We start from the raw sequence: 21,003 nt of genomic DNA on the forward strand, positions 1-21,003 counted from the left end.
GCTCACTTGAGAAAATCAATCTCGTACTGTTTCTGTACTTTGGGGGTAAGCTTCTCATTGCGACCATATATTTGTGGCGACCGAACGCCCGTGACCACCAGAAGCGTCCGCATTTTGTTGGACATGGTGGGGTCGACCTGCGCACCCCAGATGATCCGTGCATTCTCGTCAACGCGCGAGTAGACTTCCTGCACAACCCCCTCGGCTTCCGCCATGGTCATGTCCGGGCCGCCGACTACGTTCACGAGCGCCGCGGTTGCGCCGGATATATCCACATCAAGAAGCGGGGACCGGATCGCTTTCTTGACCGAATCTGCTGCCTTGTCTTCGCTGTCGCTTTCGCCCATGCCGATCATGGCAACACCACCACGCTCCATGACCGTGCGCACATCGGCAAAGTCGAGGTTGACCAGGCCAGGCATGGTGATAAGTTCCGTGATACCCTTGACTGCCCGCATGAGCACCTCATCGGAGACCTTGAACGCTGCGGAAAGGGGAAGCTTGGGAACAACTTCAAGCAGGCGGTCATTCGGGACCACGATCACGGTATCTGCCACATCCCGGAGGCGTTCGAGACCGGCTTCCGCGTTTTCCATCCGGATTGCACCCTCGGAGGCAAAAGGCAGGGTGACAACCGCGATGGTGAGCGCACCTTCTTCCCGGGCAGCCTTGGCAACAACCGGGGCCGAGCCGGTGCCGGTGCCGCCACCGAGGCCTACCGTGATAAAGACCATATCACATCCGGAGACGATCGCTTTTATATCCTGTTCGTTCTCGAGCGCTGCTTCCTCACCTATCTGCGGGATAGAGCCGGCGCCAAGGCCCCGGGTCCGCTGCCTTCCAATCAGGATGCGCTGGTCTGCGTGGGTGCGGATCAGGTGCTGGGCATCGGTATTGATGGCCACAAGCTTTGCACCATGGATCCCCTCTTCCATCATGCGGGTGACGGTATTCGAACCGCTGCCCCCGCAGCCGATCACGGTGATCTCGGTCTTGAGTTCGCTTAAGATCTGGTCAAGATCCTCGTTGTTCTGCGGGGATGATGCAGTCTCGTCCCGCGCCTTTGTCAGTGCCTCTTCAACAATCGACCTCATGAGTAGTTCTCCAGTCCCGGGATGTGGATTCTGGTCTCCGTGGCAACGGAGACCCTGTCAGGTGTTATTATCTGGCCATCATACTCCACAGCCTGCCCGGCGGCAAGCTGGCGGTAGGCAGGCCCGGCCGGCACCCCAAGTTCGCGCGCTTTTTGGGGGTCAAACCGGACCTTTCTGATGACCAGATAATCGTTCTCCGTCGCTGTGCTTTCCCTGTTACGTATGATTTTCACGCACAATGTATTTAAATCATTTATTATTTTCGAAGAATTGCGTTCAAAAGCCACGAATTGCGGGAGAAGCACGTTGTCCTCTGTGGCCAGGTGTGCCACCGGAAGCGGCCCAAACCTCTGGACCAGTGCAGATTCGTCACATCTCTTGGCCTCACTTAGGAGTACCGGATCAAGGGAGACCAGAACAAGAGGACCGGTGCCTTCGAGTGCATGGATAAAGCACCGGGTTTGTGGTCCAACTGTTGCAGCAAGAGCCCGTACCTCCCTGTAGGCCTCCCATGCAAGGTGCCCAAGGGAAGTGATCTCTGTCTCGGACAGCCGGGGAATGCCCAATTCGTCAAGGATCGCAGAAATCCGGGAAACGTCACCAGGAAGGACTGCCTTCCGATCAATATACGCAGCAACTGCCCGGCTCTGCACCACCATAGCCTGCACCAGCTCCCGGTCGAGAAGGGCTACCTGGAGCCGGGAGCTGGCAATATGGCCGAATGCCCCCCGGCTGGAAAGGGCAATCGCGGTCTCGCGGGGGGCGTAATGGGTACCCCCGATACCGATCAGCGGGACAGCACCGGCCGGATCTGCCCCGAGCACGGCCTCAGCCACTGCCCGGCCGGCCACCGGGTCAACCCACTCTTTTTCCGTGCTACCTATCTCGACAAAAAACGAAGGGTGGGAAAGCCCCGTGGGGCCATGGTGGGTGACCTCGTACGAGACCCGGTACCCTTCGGGGCAGTACCGGGCGAGCGCCCGCAGGGTCGCCTGCATCATGGCGGGTGCAGCAGGGGCAAGCGTGCGGGGGCTCCCCCCCAGTTCCGCTGCGCCGAAATTCCCGGTGGCATGGACCGTGAGCACCGGTACCGGGTTTACGCTGGAATGACGTGAGAGGAAAATAACCAGATTAACATCCAGAGTGGCATCGACTCCCTCGGCATTGATAAGCCTGCCACCAACCTCAACAAATTCATAGGTTCTCCCGTTTGCGCTCCCATGAGCGTCATCGAGACACTGCTCGATGTGGCGCCGGATAGTACAACCCGCCACATCATCGCGGGAGTGGATCAGCGCAACTTTCATGATCTTCCGGTATGCTCTGCCAGAAAAAAACCTCTCTGGACGTTCACCACTGTTCAGGAGTGCCATCCTTTGTAACGCTATGATGCGTGAACCTGCACCAACCCGGGAACGCGAGCATCCCTCCGGATTTCGGTACTGGAATACATCAATTAAATAATTTATTTAATATGGAGAATCAGAATCTGGATACACACTGGGGGGCAAGAGCATGCCGCAGACTATTTCTCTTCTCTGTATCGATGACGAACCCCTGTTTCTGGACGCGTTCAAGGCACGGCTCGAGCAGGAAAAGGATCTGTTAGTCACGACCTCGATCTCTGCTTCCGATGCACTGGATCTGCTCAATCGACAGTACTTTGATGTAATTATTGCAGATTTCTCCATGCCCGACATGGACGGAATTGCCCTCTTAAAGGAGATCCGGGCACGGGGGGGCCAGTCGATCTTTGTAATGGCCACGGCAAAGAGGCTCGCACATATCGCCCGCGATGCCCTCAACACCGGCGCCGATTACTATCTCCAGAAGGGCGCCGATATGGCAGGTGAGGTCGAACGGCTGATCGATTTTATCCGGGTCAGGGTCCCGCAGAAGAACGCCGAATATGAGCTGATGGCCTGGGCCAGGTTCTACAACTCGATTGTGGATAGCGGACCGGAGCTCATCTCCCGGGTCAAGCCTGACGGTTTATTCAGCTACGTAAATGAACCCTGTGTCCACCTGTTCAAAAAGCCCTACCGCCAGTTGGTAAAGGAGAATTTCTTTGCCTTTATACCCGACAGCGAGCGTGCCGAGATCTTCTCCCGCATCCAGGGCCTCTCCTTTGACAAGCCGGACTGCCTGCTCCAGCACCACATCATTGCCGGGGACGGAAGAAGTGTCCTTCTTGAATGGAGTTACCATGGGTTCTTTACCCAGGCCGGGACGATCCAGGAATACCAGATAACGGGAAGGGATACCTCCCACCTGGTACGGATCGGGGGAAGTTCCCCAGCTGAAACTACGGTCTATCCGGTTGCGCCAAGCAGCCAGCCGGCAGCGGAATTGCCACCGGAACATCCCGATGACTGGGGAGATATGATGGCTACCCTCCAGTCACTCGATGCCCCGGTTTTTGCGGTGGATACCCGGGGAATGATCATTGCCTGGAGTGCAAAACTTGCCCAGCTCACCGGGGTCCCCGCGGTGGAGATGATCGGGAAGGCCGGCCAGGAGTACGCCGTACCTTTCTATGGCAAACCCGGCCCCATGCTGATCGATCACATCATCCGGCCTTTGGGATCAACCCCTGGCGGAAATATTCCTGCAGCAAAGAGGGTTGGGGACACGTACATCGGAGAGAAAGAACGCGTCTCCATCCGGGGCCGGCCAATGATCCTGCAGGGAAAATGCTCCCCGGTTCAGGATGCCGCCGGACAGCTCATTGCTGCCATCGAAGCGATTACGGTGACCGGAATAAACGAGATGACAGGCAATACAAAAGCCGAAGAGTACCTCGGCGGGATCTCCAGCCTGACCCTCAAAATCGTTGGCGATGGGGTAGGCAGATCTCTTGCAGGTGCAATCGGCTCATCAACCGGGGGGTACGGTATTTATGCCACCACCCGCAGGATCTTTGTCATCCGTAATCCCGATCTTGATGTCACCGCCCCGCAGGCAGGAGTCCAGTTCGGCACATTCCTCATGGACGAGCTCTTCGGGACCTCATCGGATACAAACCAGAAAGCCATCGGTGAACTGGAAAACCTCAGCGTCTTCTCCGCGGAAAGGGGAGAACTGGCCCGTGCAGTCCTCAAAAAACCTGTACTCCTCTCGGGATACCTCGACCTCAAAAAAACCGACGGGACCAGTTTCCGGTTATACATCGACCACAAGAGGTCCTATACCTATATCGAGAACCTGCTCAAGATGTTCTGTCCCGATATCCTGGGTTTTGAGTAAGTGCCACCCTTTTTTTATGTTTCCCGGTTTCGGGATGATCCGGCCGGCTCTTCCAGTTCCCGGCGCCGGTTGATCACTATCAGGCGGAGTGAGAGCATCTCCTTAAGGGAGTACCGCCGCCCCTTACAGCCGGTACCGGATCTCTCCAAAGCCGCCGTACGGCATATAAGATCGGCGCGGAACGCAGGGATATCGTTGACCTGCACGCAGCTGACATTCAGGGTATCAAATGCGTACCGTGCCCGGCTGATGTCCTGCGTGGCTGACATGAAGCCCGTATTCATCCGCTGTTTGCCGCTCTCATGGCACCGGCGAATGTCTAAACGGAAGCAGGGTGATTAGCGGCAAAAAACAGGCACAAGAAAACTACTTTGTGATAAAGAGTCAACATATATCGATACGTTTGGGTATCCCGCCACCGTAGACAGAGGGATGTTGTGAAGGAAGTTACCGCAAACTTTTCCGCGAAAGATATCGAGCGTGAGGTGCAGGAGTACTGGCGCACTCACGATACCTACAAGGCAGTAAAAGAGCAGCACAGTGCCGGCAGGGCATTCTTCTTTGTCGACGGCCCGCCATACACCACCGGTCAGATCCACCTTGGTACCGCGTGGAACAAAATTATAAAAGACTCGATCCTCCGCTACCACCGGATGAACGGCAGGAATGTGATCGACCGTGCGGGCTACGATATGCATGGCCTTCCTATCGAAGTGAAAGTCGAGCAAAAACTCGGCTTTGCCTCCAAAAAGGATATCGAGACATTCGGGATTGAAAAGTTTATCAACGAGTGCCGGGAGTTCGCGATAAAGAACAAGGAACTCATGGACGCCCAGTTCGAGAACCTCGGGATCTGGATGGATTTCAAAAACGCGTACCAGACGATCAAGCCATGGTATGTGGAAGCAGCGTGGTGGACGCTGGCGAAAGCACAGGAGAAGGGGATGCTTGAGCGCGGGTACCGGGTCGTGAACTGGTGCCCCCGGTGCGAGACGGCGATTGCGGACGCCGAAGTCGAGTACTGGGACGAGACCGACCCCTCGGTCTTTGTCAAGTTCCCGATCAGGGGTAAGGTAAGCGAGTCGCTTGTGATCTGGACGACAACTCCCTGGACCCTTCCCGCCAACGTAGCGGTCGCGGTGGGAAAAGAATTTGTCTACGCACGGGTTCACGCCGAGAAGAACGGGCGCGAGGAATACCTCTGGGTGGCAGAGGATCTCGTAAAATCCGTGCTCAAGAAAGGGCGGTACCAGAAGTTCGAGACGTTAGAGACCAAAAAAGGCGCTGAACTCATCGGCTGGGAGTACGACTCCCCGCTCATGGATGTGGTTCCGATCCAGAAGGAGATCGCCCACCGGGTTGTTGCTGCGGACTTTGTTGCAATGGAGAACACCGGCATGGTGCATATTGCCCCGGGCCACGGTTGGGACGACTACGTGCTCGGGACAAAAGAGAAACTCGCCATTGTCTGCCCGGTGGACGGGGCAGGAAAGTTCCGGCCCGAAACGGGGATCTTTGCCGGGAAATTTGTCCGGGATGCGAATGGAGAGGTGCTCGATGCACTCGGAGAAAGGCTGCTCGCGACCGAGAAGATTACCCACCGGTACGGCCACTGCTGGCGCTGCAAGACACCGATCATCTTCCGGGCAACATCCCAGTGGTTCCTGAAAGCCTCGGAGATGCGGGACCTCATGCTCTCGGAGGTAAAGAAAGTCACATGGTACCCCGAGTGGGCCGGCAGCGCCCGGTTCTATGACTGGATCAAGGAGGCCCGGGACTGGTGCGTCTCCCGGCAGCGGTACTGGGGCATCCCTATACCGGTATGGATCTGCGACAAATGCGACAAATACCGGGTGATCGGCACGATCGCGGAACTGGAAAAGGCGAGCGGGCAGAAGGTTCCCGATCCCCACCGCCCGTTCGTGGACCAAGTGACAATTCCCTGCGAGTGCGGCGGCACGATGAAGCGGGTCGGGGATATCTTCGACGTCTGGTTCGACTCCGCGGTTGCGTCATGGGCAACGGTCGGCTTCCCGGCAAAGACCGATGAGTTTGAAAAACTCTGGCCTGCGGACTTTATCACCGAGGGACAGGACCAGACCCGGGGCTGGTTCTACTCGCAGCTCGGGGCAAGCACGATCGCATTCGGGAAGGCGCCGTACAAGAGTGTCTGCATGCACGGCTTTGCTCTCGATGCAGAGGGCAGGAAGATGTCAAAGAGCCTCGGGAACGTAGTGGCACCCGAGGAAGTGATCGCAAAGGTCGGGGTCGACGTGCTCCGGCTCTATGTGCTCTCTTCATCTGCCCCCTGGGACGACTTAAAGTTCAACTGGGACGGTATCGCGACTGTCAACCGGACGATGAACATCCTCTGGAACGTGTACCGGTTTCCGATGCCGTACATGATCCTCGACAGGTTCGAACCCGAGGCAAAAAGCGGGCACTGGGACGGCTCGTTTGTCCGGTCGCACATCCGCGAGCTTCCGGACGAAGACCGCTGGATCGTCTCAAGGATCAACACAGTCGCCGGGATCGTAGATGCAAGCACAAAGGAGTGCCAGCTCCACCGGGCAACCCGGGAGATCCTCAATTTCATTCTCGAAGATCTCTCGCGCTGGTACGTCCAGCTCGTCCGGCCCCGGATGTGGCTCGAAGGTGAATCAGAACAGAAGATCTTTGCCTACGAGACGATCTATTACGTGATGCGCCGTCTTGTCGACCTCATGGCCCCGTTTGCCCCGCACATCACCGAAGAGATCTACAGCAACCTACGGTGTAAAAACGATCCCGGGAGCGTTCATATGCTCGATTGGCAGGCATGCGACGATGCGCTCACAAACCGCGAGCTTGAACACGCTATGGAGCTCGTCCGCTCGTTCGATGACGCAGTCCAGAACGCCCGCCAGGCCGGAAAGAGGAAACTCCGCTGGCCGGTGGACGAAGTTGTGATCGTGACCGCAAAACCCGAGGTAAAAGACGCGGTTGCCCGGCTTAATGAGGTCTGCATGGACCGGGCCAACGCCCGCAAGGTCACGGTTGTGATAGGCCGGTGGGACCGGATCGGCTGGCATGCAGAGCCGGTCATGAAAGCGCTCGGCAAGGGATTCGGGAAAAACTCGTTTGCGGTCAAAGGCCTTATCGAAGCCGCGGACGGAAACGCAATCAAGGCTGCGGTCGATGCCGGGCAAAAATTCCAGTTAAAAATTGAAGAGGGAAAAATTTCGAAACCCGACGATCTTAAGATCGGGACAGATTACGAACAAGATGTCGTTGAAATTGGTATAGAGCACGTGAGATTCACGGAAAAACTCCCGACGGATATCTTCTCGGCCCCGATGGAGGACGGGACGGTGTACGTGGATGTAGCCCTTACCCCGGACCTTGAGGCGGAAGGCTATGCCCGGGAGATCATCCGGCGGATCCAGGAGATGCGCCGGCAGCTCGATCTCGCAGTCGAGGACTTTATCATGGTGGACGTAGCTGTCGCAGACAAACGTATCTGCGAGCTTGTGGGAGCGAGCTGGAAGCCGGGTATCGCCGATGAGGTCCGGGCAAAAACGCTCTCGCTTCACCATTCAGCAGAGCCGGCAGGATCGTCACACCAGCTCGCAAAGGACTGGGATGTCGAAGGGATCGCGATGACGATTGGGATCTCAAAAGTGGCCTGATGCCGGATCCTTTTTCTTTTTTGGCCGGGCTTTTATGAGCTCCCGGATGTTTCCGGTTTTCCGCAGATCAGCATCCGCAGAAATGCCTGCCCTTCCGGCGTTGAAAAGAGCGGGAGGTCGCGGTCTTCAACAACCCTGCTCCGGGTTACGATCACGTGTTCATCCGTAACCGGGTTGTACCCTTCTTTTTCTTCCTCTTTTTTGCAGACAAGAATCCCCCGGCGCTGCCAGGCCGGCGTCTTTGCCAGGTTAACTCCCCGCTCGTGCATCATCTCGTGAAGCTCTGCCGCCGGCAGCCCTTTAAGTTTTCGTGCCGCATCGGTGGCATCCATCCCTTCGGCAATCAGCGCCTGCTGGCAGTAGGAGTTGATGTGGTTGCGCCAGGCCTCGTCCTGTCGGCCGGTCATGTACTCAATCGCGGTCTCCGGGGTTGCCTGCACAACCCGGGCATCGAAAGCTAGTGGCTCCTCTGCCCCAAGGGCGAGTGTCAGGGCGCTTGCCGCATACGAGGCAGCCACCGAATCGATCTTCTCCACCCTTCCTGAGAAGGGCAGCCCGGTGAAGTACAGACTGATCTCGTCCGAAAACGTGTACGCAAACACCGGCGCAAGACCGCTGTCGGCAACAAGGGCCCGGCACGCAGCCATCATTGCCGAGCAGAACCTGTCGTCGAACGGTTTTGCAAACCCGTACTTTTTGGTCAGGCCGTGGAACGCCCGGCCATCGAGCCGGACAAAGACCGGGGGGATTGTGGCAAGGTTTGAGAAGATCTCGTAATTATCCATGGAACGCCCCCCTGTGGGTTAAAGGGAGAGAGAACAAAAATGCCGGATCTCCCTTCCCACCCGGTGGAATAGTGCTGAAATAAAAAAATCCGCGATTATTCTTCCTCGATTGTGCCCGAGCCGGCAAAGGCACCCGGCAGGTGGCGAATCAGCACAATATCATCGATGGCGCTGATGATCCGGTACGGGATCTTGAGTCCCTTGTAGTTCTTAAGCTCAAAGAGCTGGTCGTTAACCTTGCCTACAACAAGGGATTCGATCTTCTTTGAATCTACGTCAATGACCACATCATCGACCTCGCCGATGTACATGCCCTTGTCCGTGTAGATCGCAAGCCCGAATAAGTCCGTAATCTGAGATTCCATCGTTATCAGATGAAAGTATATACCATATGGGTTAAAAAGATAATCCATACTTTATGGACGGATCTCTTCGAATCGGGCGGCTTTTTGGGATCCCGATCATGCTCCACTGGACTTTTCTTTTGATCATTCCGGTTTTTGCCTTCCTTATCGGCAGCCAGATCGGAGCTACCACCGATTTGATCGGGGGGCTCTTTGGCATCGGGATCGACTCCACTATCATCTCCGGCGGCTACATGCCCTGGATCCTCGGGACAATTGTTGCCCTCGGACTCTTTTTCGGAGTGTTTGTCCACGAGCTCGCCCATTCGCTTGTGGCCCGGGTAAAAGGAATCCGGATGCAGAGCATCACACTCCTGATGTTCGGGGGCGTTGCCCAGATGGACGAGGGGGCCCCGGAACCAAGGACTGAGCTGCCCATGGCGCTTGCCGGGCCGCTCACAAGCCTTGTCTTTGGCCTTGCCTGCTGCGGCCTTGTGTACGTCACCCCGGCACTCACACCTGCACCCGCAATACAGGGAGTGCTCATCTTTATTTTCGGGTACGTGGGTGTGCTCAACATCATCCTCTTTGCGTTCAACCTGATCCCCGCCTTTCCCATGGATGGCGGCCGTGTGCTCCGGGCGGCTCTCGCAACCCGGATGCCGCTTGATCGGGCAACCCGGATTGCGGCAAACGTGGGCAAGGGATTTGCTATCCTCTTTGGTATCGTCGGGCTCTTTGGTATCCCCGGGTACATCGCTCCCTTCGATCCCTTCCTGATCCTGATCGCCCTCTTTGTGTACCTGGGGGCAAGCCTCGAATCATCGGCTGTGCAGTACAATGTCCTGCTCCGTGATGTGACCGTGGGTGAGATGATGAGCACCCCGGTGGTCTCGGTTCCCGCGAGCATGCAGCTCGTCAAGGTTGTTGACATGATGTACGCAAGCAAGCACCTTGGTTTTCCTGTCACCGAGCGCGACACGCTCGTGGGCATGGTGACTCTTGCGGACGTGAACCGGACTTCTCCCATCGACCGCGAGGCAATGCAGGTAAAAGATGTGATGACCCGTGAGGTTGTCACCCTGCCCCCCACGGCTTCGGTGATCGATGCTCTCCGGATCATGTCTGCCCGGAATATCGGCCGCATCCCGATCCTGCAGGAAGACCGGATTGTAGGGATCGTGACCCGGACCGATATCCTGAAAGTTACCGAATTAAAAAAGATCTAAAACCGTTTTTGGTTACCTGTCTTCTAGCATTCAAGATACGGGTCGAGAGCCGAGCTCCCTGCGACCTTCACAAACGCAGCAACATCCTTAAACGGCCTCTTTGCTATTACGGCCGCCACGCGTTTTTTCCCCACGCCGGGCATCCAGCGGAGGGCAGATGCCGGCAGGGTATTGATATTGAGCGGCAGCGGAAGGGCGGTGATCGAACGCATGCCCCAGTCCACCACAACCGCATCGATCACAGTCCGGGCCGGGAGATTTAGCGGGATACCGGCCAGGATCGGGTACGATCCCGGCTGCCGGCCAAACGAGAGCTCCCCTGAGACTTCTATGCGTACATCGCGGAGGATGGTCCCTATGGGGTAGACCTGACGGAGCATGAGGAGATCGATCTTTTCCCGCACAAACTCCTTGAAGGCCCGGAACCGGCGTTCGTTTTTCCCGAGCGTATTGTTCGTATAGGCCGGCGTTCCTTCAAACGGCATCACCTGACGGATATTGACGCGCCGGACAAGAAGACCGGCCGCGAGCACCCGTGAAAGGAACTGCTCGTTTTTGTCGTATGTCGCAGGCGTTTCCCCGGCAAGGCCACAGACAAAGTTGAGACCGGGCAGCAGTTCGGGGATCCCGTCACGGCGAACCCCGCCAATTTCGTTTGCGATCTCTATTGCCCTGAAAACCTCGTCCGGCTGTGCCTTGAGATTATTGGCCGCCACAACAGCCGGATCAGCGGTCTCCATACCGAACGCGGCCACATCCCCGGGTGTGTGGTACCGGATGATCGCGGCGAGTGCCTCCCGGCTCTTCTCCTCGTGCCGGGCAATGGTGGCCGGGTTCGTATTGTCGATGTGGAGCGTTTTAAGATCCGGCGCCGAGGTACGGATCGAGGAGAAGAGTTCTTCGAGGAGATCCGGGCGGGGCGCCGGGTACTCACCCGCGTCTGCCCCGTAGGCAAGGAGATCCGGCTGCCGGCCCACCCGGAAGTGGCGGGCCCCATGAGAGGCAAGAGCCGCAACCTCGGCTGCGACCCCGGATACGGAACGGTACCGGGGCAGGCCGTAGAACGGCTCGGTACAGAACGAACAGCCCCCGGTCGCCCCGTGAGAGCAGCCCCGGGCGGTCTCCAGTTCGCACATCACGTACGGGAAGTCCGGGTGCTGCACGATAATGCCGGCGCCTGCCACGCTCCACGGATCCGTCCGCGTATAATCGAACACCCCCGTTGGATCTCCCCCGGCAAGGTACCGGTCGAGTGCAACGGCCGGATCCCCTTCGAGCAATGCGTCAAAACCGGCGATTACCTGCCGGACCGCTTTCTTCCCGCCCTCGCCTGCGTACCCAAAGCCGATGGGCCCGCCGATCAGTTTTTTTGGGCCCCTCAGCTGGTGGCCCACCTGCTGGATCTCGGTGATCGTGGCAGGAGTACCGCCAAGATATTTTCCCGGTACTGTAACCCCCGCGATCATGACGAGCAGGCCGGCCCGGTCCATTGCGGCGAAGATCTGCGGGTCGTTCCTGAGCTGGTCGATGGTGAGATACCTGACGGAAAAACCGTGCACACTGATGGCCCCTGCCACCGTCCGGATATAGGGAGAGATGTACGGAGGGACACCGAGGCACGCGGGTTCGTCCACATACCCGTCGAGAATAACTGCGGTTGTGCTCCGGGAGGTGTCAGTGGTCATGGCCGATCAGGGCAAGCAGTTTCTTAGCCCACATAAGTTTCCCGCGCTTGACCGGGTCGACATTTCTGTCATCGAGGTCGAAGCCGATAAGCGTGATCGTCTTTGCCCCGAGCGCATCGGCAGCAAAGACCGCCCGGTCCCCATCCGAGAACCCGCCGAAGTTGTGTACATGTCCAAACGGCGTGCTTTGCGTGGTGGCGATCAGAGGGCCCGGCAGCCTTTTCACCCAGTGCTGCAGGAGCGGGATGTTGTCACCGTGTGCATGCACTACCGCAATGGTCCCCGCCCGGTTCATCTCTATGAGATGATCGGTTGCTCCGTCAAGATCGGTAAAAACCGCATCCGGCCGGATACCGTGCATGTAAAGCACGTCGGCCGCGGCATCGGCGGCAAAGACCACGTGCCCCACCGGGATCCGGGAGAGCTCCCTCGCAAGGCCGGGGGCGTTCCCGCAGACGGCTACATCCCGGCCTTTCACCAGCCGCACAAGTGCGGGAAGGTCATCGCGATCGGTAAGTGCCGCAAGCAGAGCCGCAGCCTTCTCATCGTCTTCCCTGGAGAACCCGAAGTAAGCGAGGATTTCGAGGTAATATGGCTCCCATGCGGAGAACTCCATACCTCACCGGCACCCGGCCGCGGGAAGCGGGAACGGCGCGGCCTTACTCCTCATTTTTCCGGTCCTCGTTTTCCAGGCCCACGAGGTTCTTGAACTTCTGGAGGATCGGCTCGATAACAACGTCAAGGAGTGTTACCTTGTCTGCCACGTTCCCAAAATAGTGGAGCGGGAGGTTTGCCGCGGCCATGTTGGGGTGGCCGCCGGCATCCCCCATGTCCCCGAACGCCTCGGCAAGCGCATTCCCGATATGGAGCCGGATATCCCGGTTCCGGGCCGAGATCACGATAGCGGTATCGGTGATCCCGTACACGAGCGCCGTGTTCACCCCTTCAAGTGTGATCAAGAGGTCAGCTGCCTGCGGGAGGGCATCGCGGTTCATCACGTAACCGACGTTAGAGAAGAGATACCCGCTCTGGATCTTCCGGTTCTGGATTGCCTTACCTATCACATCGATGGTCTCCTGCGACATGGACGGCGACATAATCTTGTCGAGCAGGTCCGCATCTGTGAGCGGGAGCAAAAAGCCGGCATTTCCCAGGTCCTGCGGGGTTACGTTGCGCTTGAACTCTTTTGTGTCAGTCCGTATGCCATACAGGAGTGCTGTTGCCACCCTCTTATCAACCGGGATATCGAGCTCCTGGAGATACTGAGTCAGGATGCTCGCGGTTGCCCCGATACCCGGGCGGATATCGGTGAACGTACCCTGCCCGGCCGCGTGGTTCCCGTCCTTGTGGTGGTCAATGATGATCTGGATCTTTGTCTGGGGCGGGACGTCGTTGTTAGCTCCCGGGCCCGAGCAGTCCACCATGGCAAGGTACGTGCATTTCTGGAGCGCGTCCAAGGAGAGGTGCTCCATCTTGATATCGAGAAGGTTGACAAACGTCCGGTTCTCCTGATGTCCGATATTTCCTTCGTAGAAGATCCGGGTTGTGAGCGTTTTTGAGTTCGCATGCCGGGCGATCTCGGCAAGGGCCATGGCACTTGCGATCGCATCCGGGTCAGGGTTCTTGTGGGTGATGATCCCAAGGATTCCATCCCAGCCGGCAAGGAGCGAGAAAAGCCTCTGCGAAATCCGGCTCGCGTGCTGCTTTTTGATCTGGAAGACCGCGGTCTTTGCCACGACCTCCTGAGGGTAAAGGACAAGGTCAGCCCCGGCGGCCGTGAGCTTCTGGCCTGTCACCGGATCCACAGCACGGGCGATCACCTGGACGGTCGGGTACCGTTTCTTAATACCCGCAACCGCGGCAAGATTGGCATCCGCATCGCCGGTCATCACAAAAGCGATCTCAAACGATGGAAGGCCGGAGAGCATATCCGATGCAGCAATATCCCGTACATACGCGTCGTATTTCTGATCGCGGAGATGGCGTACGCGCGTTTCATCGCGGTCAACCACGATCACGCGTTCGTTCTCTTTGGCGAGTTCGAGGATGATGTTGTACCCGCTGGTGCCGCACCCGAAGATGCAGTATTTCGTTGGGGCTTGCGGCTCAAACGCGGCGGTCTCTGGCATGTTAGGAAAAGATGGGCCACACCCACGTATAAAAGGATTCTATCGGCAGTTTTTGCCGGCTTGTTTCCAAAACATTTATTCGGCTGTAACGGCCACATTATTAGGCTACGTGGGTCTGTAGCTTAGTTCGGCATAGCGGCGGACTCTTAATCCGCAGGTCAAGGGTTCAAATCCCTTCAGGCCCGCTTTTCTTTCCATTCTTCCTGACGTGCCCCGGTACTTCACGCTCCGGCTCTTCGATCGTAATGCCGGTAACATAATCTTAATTACGGCAGCCCCCGATCGATCTCCTAAAGGCGTCTGTAAACACTGCAGGCTGCCCCATGAGGAGAAAATGGAGTTTATCGGCAGCAAAACGGAAAAAAATGTCCTTGCGGCATTTGCCGGGGAATCCCAGGCCAGGAACCGGTACAGCTATTTTGGCAAAGTGGCAAAAAACGAGGGGTACGAGCAGATCGCAGCGGTCTTTTTACAGACCGCCGAGGAGGAAAAAGAGCACGCGAAACTCTTCTTCTCGTTCCTCAAGGGAGGGATGGTGGAGATCACGGCCGCATATCCCGCCGGTGTGATCGGGACCACAAAAGCGAACCTGAAGGCGGCCGCTGACGGCGAGATGATGGAATGGGGGACACTCTACCCGACCTTTGCCGGGACAGCAAAAGACGAGGGATTTATCCCGATCGCAAACATTTTTCGGCAGGTGGCGGTGGTCGAGAAGTACCATGAACAGAGGTACAACCGGCTCCTTGCAAACCTCGAAAAAGGGATGGTCTTCAAACGCGATACTCCGGTGAAGTGGTACTGCCGGGAGTGCGGGTACGTGTACGAAGGGACAACAGCTCCGGCAACATGCCCGGCCTGCGCCCACCCGCAGGCATATTTCGAAATCTACGCGGAGAACTTTTAAAAAACAGGGTATTGCCGGCGGGATCATTCCGCCGGCTATTTTTATCTCCCGTTTACTCTTTTACGATCCCGGCGAGCCTTCCCCGGAACTGGCTCATGTAGAGATCGTAATAGAACCCTTTCTTTTCCATGAGTTCGGCGTGTGTACCGCGTTCCACGATCCTTCCCTTATCGATGACCAGGATCTGGTCGGCATGCCGAATCGTGGAGAGGCGGTGAGCGATGATAAACGATGTCTTGTCTTTCTGGAGGGTCAACAGCCCTTCCTGGATCAGCTTCTCGGTCCGGGTATCGACATTACTGGTCGCCTCATCGAGGATGAGCATCCTCGGGTCGGCCACGATTGCCCGGGCAATGGTGAGCATCTGGCGCTGCCCCTGCGAGAGGTTCGTGCCACCGTCCACGAGTACCGTGTCGTAGCCTTTGGGCTGGCGGAGGATGAACTCGTGGGCATTGGCCTGCTTTGCTGCACGGATACATTCCTCATTCGTTGCACCTTCCCGTGCGTATTTCAGGTTTGCCATAATCGTATCGGAGAAGAGGAATGGCTCCTGGAGCACCTGCGCGATCTGGACGCGAAGCGTGTCCTGCTGTACTGACCGGATATCGGTCCCATCCACCCGGATTCCACCGCTCTCGATATCGTAATACCGGGTCAGGATGTTGATGATGGTACTCTTCCCGGCGCCGGTGGGTCCACAGAGGCCGAAAATCTGCCCGGGCGCTGCGTGAAACGTGTTGTCAGAGAGTACCCGCCGCCCTTTGATATACGAGAAGTCCACATGGTCAAACTCCACATCCCCGGTAACAGACGCCATGGCCGGCGCTTCGGGCAGATCAGCCACGACCGGCGTCTCATCCATGACCGCAAAGACGCGGGACATCCCTACAATCGCGTTGAGGATCTGGGCATACACCGAGAAGATCGTGGTAAAGGAATTTAAGAGCGAGAACGAGAAGCCGATGAATGCAATCAGGGTGCCGATCGCGGCCATCCCGTTCATCACTAAGAGGCCGCCCACGACAAGGAGCGCTACTATGAGCACGGTGGTAAAGATCGATGAGATCTGCTGGCTGATGAGCGCGGAGAACTGGGCCTTTTCGCCGATTGCGGCCACCCGGGTGCTGAACGCGGAGAACCGCTCGGCGGCCTCTCCCTGCTGCCGGCTCGCGATCACGGTCTTTTCTCCCGAGAGCCACTCCTCCGCAAACCCGTTGAGATCGCCGGTCTTTTCCTGGAGCAGGGCAAACGCGGGCCCCGAGGTCTTGGTGAGCAGCCATGAGACCCAGACAAGGCCCAGCACCACGATGTAGGCAAGGACGGTGAATTCCACATTGACCCAGAGCATGACAATGCTTATGATCACGATTGTCATGATGGCCTGGCCGGTCTGGAGGGCTCCGATGCTGATGTACTGCTCGATCACCTGCGTGTCATTGGTGACCCGGCTCATCAGTTCGCCAATCGGGCGCCGGTCAAAGAAGTTAAGCGAAAGCGTCTGGATGTGGGAGACAAGGTCGCAGCGGAGGGAGTACAGCGCATCCTGCGCGATATCCGAGAGGAACTTCTGGGAGACGACCCCGACAAGCCAGGTAACCAGGGCCGCTGCGGTAAGGGCTGCGATCACTTCTTCGAGCGGGGCAAGCGGACCCGGGCCTGACGAGATCAGGGTGGTGGCTTCGCCCATCAGGAGCGAGAATGCGGCAGTGAGCAGGGCCGAAACCGCCATAAAGACGATCACGAGCGCGAGCCTGAACCGGTGCGGGGCCATGTACCGGAAGAAACGCCGCACGGTCGGGATCATCGGGGGGAGCTGGTCCGCGCCGGGAGACACCGTATCTGCGGTCATGATGTACCTCTCCCGACAATGCCCCGGCCCAGCTGCGAATCATAGATCTCTCGGTACTCCGGGCTTATTGCCAGCAGTTCCTCGTGGGTGCCCGAGGCAACGATCTTCCCGCTGTCAAGGAGGAGGATCCGGTCCGCAGCAATCACCGTGCTAATCCTTTGCGCCACAAGGATCTTGGTAACACCGGCGAACCGCTGGTTGATCCGATCCTGGATCCGGGCCTCGGTTGCCACATCGCAGGCGCTCGTGCTGTCGTCAAGGATGAGGATCTTCGGTTTTGCCGCAAGGGTCCGGGCTATGGCCAGGCGCTGGCGCTGGCCGCCCGAGAAATTTGCCCCGTGCCGGGACACGGCATCATCGTATCCCCGGGGAATATTGGTGATAAACCCTGCGGCATCGGCATCCTCGGCAGCGGCGACCATGTTCGCATCCGATCGGTCATCTGCGCCAAAAAGGATGTTCTCCCGGATCGTACCGAAGAAGAGGTTGGGCTGCTGGAGGCAGATGGCAACGGTCCGGCGCAGCGTGTCCTGGGGGATCTGCCTGATGTCGGTGCCATCCAGGGTAATCCTGCCGTCTGTGACATCGTAAAACCGGGGAAGGAGATGGATGAGCGTGGACTTTCCCGAACCGGTGGCACCAAGGATCCCTATCGTCTCTCCCGGTTCTGCCACAACAGAGATATCGCGGAGCACAAGCGGCCCGGGTGTACCCTCCGGGGTCCGGTATCCGAACGACACATGGTCGAAGACCACCCGGCCTTTTACGGACGAGGGGTCAAAAGCCGCAGGTTTTGCCGGGTCGTTCACCTCCGCTTTTGTGTCCAGCAGTTCGTAGATCCGGTCAAACGACGGCCGTGAGGCAGAGATTGCCGGGAGCACGGTGCCGAGGATCATAAACGGCATTATCAGGAGGAAGAGGTACTGGATCGAAGCGATCACCTCGCCGATCGAAAATCCCGTGCCCGAGAGCACACTGGTGCCGCCGATAAAAAAGATCGCGGCAAGCCCGAGGTTTACCACGAGCAGCATGGTCGGGATGAGGATGGCAATCGAGGTCTGGGCGCGGAGCGACGACCCTCTTACCTCCCCGGCAACCCGGGAGAACCGGTCGTTTTCCAGCCGCTGGCGCACAAACGCCTTGACCACCCGGACGCCGGCAAGGTTTTCCTGGAGCCGGCCGTTCATGGCATCGTATTTCTCCTGGCGCACTGCAAAGACCGGCAGCACGAACCGGAGGTAGGCTGTAAGGAGGATCGTAAAAACAACCAGGAGGACGACCATGAGGCCGATAAGGGCCGGGGTGTAGAACGCAATGAGCAGGATGGTGATAATGAGCATGACCGGGACGAGAGGGAGGTTGAGGATTCCCTGCTGGATCGCGATCTTGACGTTCTGGATATCGTTTGTCAGCCGTACGAGAAGATCGCTCGGACGCATCCGGTCGATATTCCCAAACGAGAGCTCCTGGATATGGCGGTACGATTCGGTCCGGAGGTAATTGGCAGTCCGCTCGGAGAACTTGACTGCGATCAGGGTGTTTGCCACCTGGCAGCCCGCGGCCACCATGGTGAGCACGAGCATGTACCCCCCGTAATGGATGACCACACCCAGGTTATTGCCAAGGATCCCCTGATTAATGAGGGCCTGCGAGAGCAGGGGGATGGCAAGCGTGCACAGTGCCCCCGCAATCGTCAGGACAAGGGAGAGGACGAGCCATTTCCGGTAACCGTTCCATACTGTCAGGATACGCCGATGCCAGTCTGCCGCCATGATCTTTTCCGTATTACTGTACTTGAACGATGCTGTCCAACCTTGTTAAAGATTCCGGGACAGGATGCAACAGGAAGGCAGCGGTTGAATTATCCGGGAAAAAAGCATTAAAATGAGTGAAAAGGGGGGCTTATATCCAGCCCATCCGCACCCACCGTTCGAACTCATCAGGGCGGAAGTCCCGGTTCTCTTCTACGATCGTTTTGAAGTACGCCCGGTTTCCCTCGATCTCGGTTTCCTGCCCCGGATCGGAATAACCGTTCCGGACCGCATCCGCGAGTTTTTTCCCGAGGGCCCGGGCGGCAGGTTCTGCCGCATCTACCGCTTCCGGTCCTCCCCCGGTCGCAACGCTCATGCCCCCGACTGATATAACGCCAAGATAATTGAGGACATGGTTGAGATACGCGACCACCTCATCGCCACCGGATTCTCCCGTGGTCGCTACCGCACAACCGTATTTCCCGGCACACTGCTGGTAATGGATCGCATCTGCCAGCCGGTCGAAAAAGACCTTCATCTGGCCGGTGACATTATCGATATACACCGGCGAGCCAAGGATCAGGGCGTCGGCTTCGTTTATCCGGGCGAGGAGCTCCGGCATATCGTCGTCGTTGACGCAGATACCATTGAGAGTGCATGCTTCGCAAGCCGTGCAGGGAAGGATCCGATAGTCGGCAAGGTCGATCATCTCTGTTTCTGCACCGGACTCTGCTGAACCGGCAAGGACAAAACCGGCAAGCTGCCGGGTCATGCTCCGGGTTGTACGCGGGCTTCCGTGGATGGCAAGGATCTTCATAAATGGTTCCTGAAGTACCGTAGGATGCCCGGGGTTATGAGTGTCTTCCCGTAGTGGGAGCGTACGTTACGGATTTTTGTGCCTTGTGGCGCAGAACTCAAAGACACACTTTTTGTCGCCAAGGCGGTGGGCCTCGTGGGGTTTTGCAACGATGGCCGGTTCTGCAAACCCGGCTGCCGTGATGTGCCGGATAATATCGGAACGGGGAGAGACCCGGGGCGGCCCGTGCTCATCCGGGCCACAGGCATTGCCATCCTCGATCCCGAGCGTAGAACCAAAGAGGATACCACCCGGCCGGAGTGCCCTATACGCGTTTGCCAGGTACTCGTCGAGCTCGGCATCATCGGCAATCACGTGGATGACGGACCCGGAATAGACTGTATCAAACTGCTCCTTCCTGAAGGGAAATGTATCGTTTACCACGAAAAGATCCCGTAATGCGTCCCGGTCGCGGTACAGGTCAAAACCGAGATCGATGCTCTCCCATGAAAGGTCAAAACCGGTGATCCGGTCCCGCGGGAACCCGTCCCGGAGGATCTGCCGGATATTGTCGCCGGTTCCGCAGCCGTAATCGAGGAGCGGGCCGGGCCGTTGCAAAGCCTCTCCGTAATAAAAATGGCTGCGGATCCGGGGTTCACCAAGGATGGTTAAGATGTGAGGGTAAGGCACGCTGTCCTTTTCGTACTTGAGGACAAGCGACTCGTAGTAATGGTCCGGGTACGTTACACCTAGCGCCCTAACATGGTGCATGGCGGCGGCAATTTCGCCTTCGAGAGTCTTCCCATCCCGGAAGCTGCGGGAATGTGGTGCGGGCATACGTGAAAGAGGTGTATGATATGTTTTCCATTTCAGGCTTTGGAATGTGGCGGCAGGGGCAATGTGCGGACCGTTACTCCACGTCCGGCAAATTTTTGCGTACGTCGATATAGTCCGTATACTCCGAGAGCAGGCGGACCACCTCAGGAAGCGGGTCGGAGAAGATCCCGGTCAGGTCGGATTCGCCCGGTTCTTTTGGGACAAACGCAAGATGCTCTTTTGGGGGGATAAACTCTGCATGCACATCGGCCCGGTTGCCCCGTGCATCCGCCCGGTACCAGCCGTACTTTTCGAGCCAGACAGCATTGAGGCCGTGGAGATAGAATGCCGGGCCGATCTCCGCATGGTTTTTCAACCGCTGGTAGCAGAGCCCGGCAGGGATGGCGTTTGCCCGGAGCAGGGCAGCCAGAAGGTGGCTTTTTGCAAAACAATAGCCGGTGGTATGCTCCAGGACCTGCGATGCAGAGAGTGTAACCGGGTTTGCCTTGTAATCCCAGCTGTGCCGGATCTCGTCACGGACAAAGGTGAAGCAGGTCCGGGCGATCTCCACGTCTCCCGTGCAGCCTTCAGCAAGGGCCAGCGCCTTTTTTCTCACGGCCGGGTGATCATGGTCGATAACGGGAGTCACCCGCAGGAACTCTTCGTGGCCGGAATGTTTCATAGCAAAACGTATGGGATCGTGG

Annotated in this window: 17 protein-coding genes and 1 tRNA gene; 5 read left to right on the plus strand and 13 right to left on the minus strand. The window is 57.7% G+C overall.

Annotated elements, in window-relative coordinates; translation table 11 throughout:
• Nucleotides 1-2 precede the first annotated feature (2 nt).
• Together ftsZ and MBOO_RS11835 are read right to left on the minus strand one after the other, a co-directional pair.
• Nucleotides 3-1,094 (minus strand): cell division protein FtsZ, encoded by a 1,092-nt coding sequence (gene ftsZ, locus MBOO_RS11830; RefSeq protein WP_012107839.1) that lies wholly within the window; start codon nt 1,092-1,094, stop codon nt 3-5.
• On the minus strand, nt 1,091-2,401 hold the full coding sequence (locus MBOO_RS11835; protein ID WP_048068472.1) for a D-aminoacyl-tRNA deacylase: 1,311 nt from the start codon (nt 2,399-2,401) through the stop codon (nt 1,091-1,093). The genes ftsZ and MBOO_RS11835 overlap by 4 nt, the downstream gene beginning before the upstream one ends.
• Nucleotides 2,402-2,609: 208 nt before the next feature.
• Between MBOO_RS11835 and MBOO_RS11840 the strand changes: the two genes are divergently transcribed.
• Nucleotides 2,610-4,340, plus strand: a complete 1,731-nt coding sequence (locus tag MBOO_RS11840; protein WP_012107841.1) for a response regulator — start codon at nt 2,610-2,612, stop codon at nt 4,338-4,340.
• A gap of 14 nt (nt 4,341-4,354) precedes the next feature.
• Here the strand turns inward: MBOO_RS11840 and MBOO_RS11845 are convergent, their stop codons facing one another.
• Nucleotides 4,355-4,609: a hypothetical protein gene (locus MBOO_RS11845; protein WP_157677702.1), complete on the minus strand. Its 255-nt coding sequence runs from the start codon at nt 4,607-4,609 to the stop codon at nt 4,355-4,357.
• 168 nt (nt 4,610-4,777) lie between these two features.
• Here MBOO_RS11845 and ileS point away from each other — a divergent pair, with 168 nt between their 5' ends.
• A complete protein-coding gene (ileS, locus tag MBOO_RS11850; RefSeq protein ID WP_012107843.1) occupies nt 4,778-8,008 on the plus strand; it encodes an isoleucine--tRNA ligase in 3,231 nt (1,076 codons plus the stop codon).
• A gap of 32 nt (nt 8,009-8,040) precedes the next feature.
• Here the strand turns inward: ileS and MBOO_RS11855 are convergent, their stop codons facing one another.
• The gene (locus tag MBOO_RS11855) at nt 8,041-8,793 is read right to left on the minus strand and encodes a tRNA(His) guanylyltransferase Thg1 family protein (protein ID WP_012107844.1); all 753 of its coding nucleotides are present in this window, start codon (nt 8,791-8,793) and stop codon (nt 8,041-8,043) included.
• A gap of 95 nt (nt 8,794-8,888) precedes the next feature.
• Nucleotides 8,889-9,158: a PRC-barrel domain-containing protein gene (locus tag MBOO_RS11860; RefSeq protein ID WP_048068765.1), complete on the minus strand. Its 270-nt coding sequence runs from the start codon at nt 9,156-9,158 to the stop codon at nt 8,889-8,891.
• Nucleotides 9,159-9,211: 53 nt separating this feature from the next.
• Here MBOO_RS11860 and MBOO_RS11865 point away from each other — a divergent pair, with 53 nt between their 5' ends.
• On the plus strand, nt 9,212-10,366 hold the full coding sequence (locus tag MBOO_RS11865; RefSeq protein WP_012107846.1) for a CBS domain-containing protein: 1,155 nt from the start codon (nt 9,212-9,214) through the stop codon (nt 10,364-10,366).
• Nucleotides 10,367-10,389: 23 nt separating this feature from the next.
• Here the strand turns inward: MBOO_RS11865 and MBOO_RS11870 are convergent, their stop codons facing one another.
• The 3 genes from MBOO_RS11870 to MBOO_RS11880 are packed head-to-tail and all read right to left on the minus strand — an operon-like array spanning nt 10,390 to nt 14,180.
• Nucleotides 10,390-12,051: a radical SAM protein gene (locus tag MBOO_RS11870; RefSeq protein WP_012107847.1), complete on the minus strand. Its 1,662-nt coding sequence runs from the start codon at nt 12,049-12,051 to the stop codon at nt 10,390-10,392.
• Nucleotides 12,041-12,667 carry a 6-hydroxymethylpterin diphosphokinase MptE-like protein gene (locus MBOO_RS11875; protein WP_012107848.1) on the minus strand — a complete coding sequence of 209 codons (627 nt, stop codon included), beginning with the start codon at nt 12,665-12,667 and terminating at the stop codon, nt 12,041-12,043. Before MBOO_RS11875 ends, MBOO_RS11870 begins: the two co-directional genes overlap by 11 nt.
• A gap of 43 nt (nt 12,668-12,710) precedes the next feature.
• Nucleotides 12,711-14,180 carry a DHH family phosphoesterase gene (locus tag MBOO_RS11880; RefSeq protein WP_012107849.1) on the minus strand — a complete coding sequence of 490 codons (1,470 nt, stop codon included), beginning with the start codon at nt 14,178-14,180 and terminating at the stop codon, nt 12,711-12,713.
• 111 nt (nt 14,181-14,291) lie between these two features.
• On the opposite strand from MBOO_RS11880, the gene MBOO_RS11885 reads away from it, so the two are divergent.
• Together MBOO_RS11885 and rbr are read left to right on the plus strand one after the other, a co-directional pair.
• Nucleotides 14,292-14,365: transfer RNA gene (locus MBOO_RS11885), tRNA-Lys, on the plus strand.
• A 149-nt stretch (nt 14,366-14,514) separates the two neighbouring features.
• Nucleotides 14,515-15,087: a rubrerythrin gene (gene rbr, locus MBOO_RS11890; RefSeq protein WP_012107850.1), complete on the plus strand. Its 573-nt coding sequence runs from the start codon at nt 14,515-14,517 to the stop codon at nt 15,085-15,087.
• A 52-nt stretch (nt 15,088-15,139) separates the two neighbouring features.
• Here rbr and MBOO_RS11895 read toward each other — a convergent pair whose 3' ends face one another.
• The 5 genes from MBOO_RS11895 to MBOO_RS11915 all read right to left on the minus strand — a co-directional run bounded on the left by MBOO_RS11895 (nt 15,140) and on the right by MBOO_RS11915 (nt 20,981).
• Nucleotides 15,140-16,936: an ABC transporter ATP-binding protein gene (locus MBOO_RS11895; protein WP_012107851.1), complete on the minus strand. Its 1,797-nt coding sequence runs from the start codon at nt 16,934-16,936 to the stop codon at nt 15,140-15,142.
• Nucleotides 16,933-18,708 carry an ABC transporter ATP-binding protein gene (locus tag MBOO_RS11900; RefSeq protein WP_012107852.1) on the minus strand — a complete coding sequence of 592 codons (1,776 nt, stop codon included), beginning with the start codon at nt 18,706-18,708 and terminating at the stop codon, nt 16,933-16,935. The genes MBOO_RS11895 and MBOO_RS11900 overlap by 4 nt, the downstream gene beginning before the upstream one ends.
• A gap of 130 nt (nt 18,709-18,838) precedes the next feature.
• Nucleotides 18,839-19,504, minus strand: coding sequence for a flavodoxin family protein (locus tag MBOO_RS11905; RefSeq protein ID WP_012107853.1), 666 nt, complete (start codon nt 19,502-19,504; stop codon nt 18,839-18,841).
• A 66-nt stretch (nt 19,505-19,570) separates the two neighbouring features.
• Nucleotides 19,571-20,320, minus strand: a complete 750-nt coding sequence (locus MBOO_RS11910; RefSeq protein ID WP_012107854.1) for a class I SAM-dependent methyltransferase — start codon at nt 20,318-20,320, stop codon at nt 19,571-19,573.
• A 73-nt stretch (nt 20,321-20,393) separates the two neighbouring features.
• Nucleotides 20,394-20,981 carry a transglutaminase-like domain-containing protein gene (locus MBOO_RS11915; RefSeq protein WP_012107855.1) on the minus strand — a complete coding sequence of 196 codons (588 nt, stop codon included), beginning with the start codon at nt 20,979-20,981 and terminating at the stop codon, nt 20,394-20,396.
• Nucleotides 20,982-21,003 lie beyond the last annotated feature (22 nt).

The sequence above is a fragment of the Methanoregula boonei 6A8 genome (assembly GCF_000017625.1).
In the GTDB taxonomy this organism is placed as follows: Archaea; Halobacteriota; Methanomicrobia; order Methanomicrobiales; family Methanospirillaceae; genus Methanoregula; species Methanoregula boonei.

Bases quoted from the DNA above. Each gene is read 5' to 3' on its own strand.
- ftsZ (WP_012107839.1), bottom strand. From the start codon at position 1,094: ATGAGGTCGATTGTTGAAGAGGCACTGACAAAGGCGCGGGACGAGACT.
- MBOO_RS11835 (WP_048068472.1), bottom strand. From the start codon at position 2,401: ATGAAAGTTGCGCTGATCCACTCCCGCGATGATGTGGCGGGTTGTACT.
- MBOO_RS11840 (WP_012107841.1), top strand. From the start codon at position 2,610: ATGCCGCAGACTATTTCTCTTCTCTGTATCGATGACGAACCCCTGTTT.
- MBOO_RS11845 (WP_157677702.1), bottom strand. From the start codon at position 4,609: ATGTCAGCCACGCAGGACATCAGCCGGGCACGGTACGCATTTGATACC.
- MBOO_RS11855 (WP_012107844.1), bottom strand. From the start codon at position 8,793: ATGGATAATTACGAGATCTTCTCAAACCTTGCCACAATCCCCCCGGTC.
- MBOO_RS11860 (WP_048068765.1), bottom strand. From the start codon at position 9,158: ATGGAATCTCAGATTACGGACTTATTCGGGCTTGCGATCTACACGGAC.
- MBOO_RS11865 (WP_012107846.1), top strand. From the start codon at position 9,212: ATGGACGGATCTCTTCGAATCGGGCGGCTTTTTGGGATCCCGATCATG.
- MBOO_RS11870 (WP_012107847.1), bottom strand. From the start codon at position 12,051: ATGACCACTGACACCTCCCGGAGCACAACCGCAGTTATTCTCGACGGG.
- MBOO_RS11875 (WP_012107848.1), bottom strand. From the start codon at position 12,667: ATGGAGTTCTCCGCATGGGAGCCATATTACCTCGAAATCCTCGCTTAC.
- MBOO_RS11880 (WP_012107849.1), bottom strand. From the start codon at position 14,180: ATGCCAGAGACCGCCGCGTTTGAGCCGCAAGCCCCAACGAAATACTGC.
- rbr (WP_012107850.1), top strand. From the start codon at position 14,515: ATGGAGTTTATCGGCAGCAAAACGGAAAAAAATGTCCTTGCGGCATTT.
- MBOO_RS11895 (WP_012107851.1), bottom strand. From the start codon at position 16,936: ATGACCGCAGATACGGTGTCTCCCGGCGCGGACCAGCTCCCCCCGATG.
- MBOO_RS11900 (WP_012107852.1), bottom strand. From the start codon at position 18,708: ATGGCGGCAGACTGGCATCGGCGTATCCTGACAGTATGGAACGGTTAC.
- MBOO_RS11905 (WP_012107853.1), bottom strand. From the start codon at position 19,504: ATGAAGATCCTTGCCATCCACGGAAGCCCGCGTACAACCCGGAGCATG.
- MBOO_RS11910 (WP_012107854.1), bottom strand. From the start codon at position 20,320: ATGCCCGCACCACATTCCCGCAGCTTCCGGGATGGGAAGACTCTCGAA.
- MBOO_RS11915 (WP_012107855.1), bottom strand. From the start codon at position 20,981: ATGAAACATTCCGGCCACGAAGAGTTCCTGCGGGTGACTCCCGTTATC.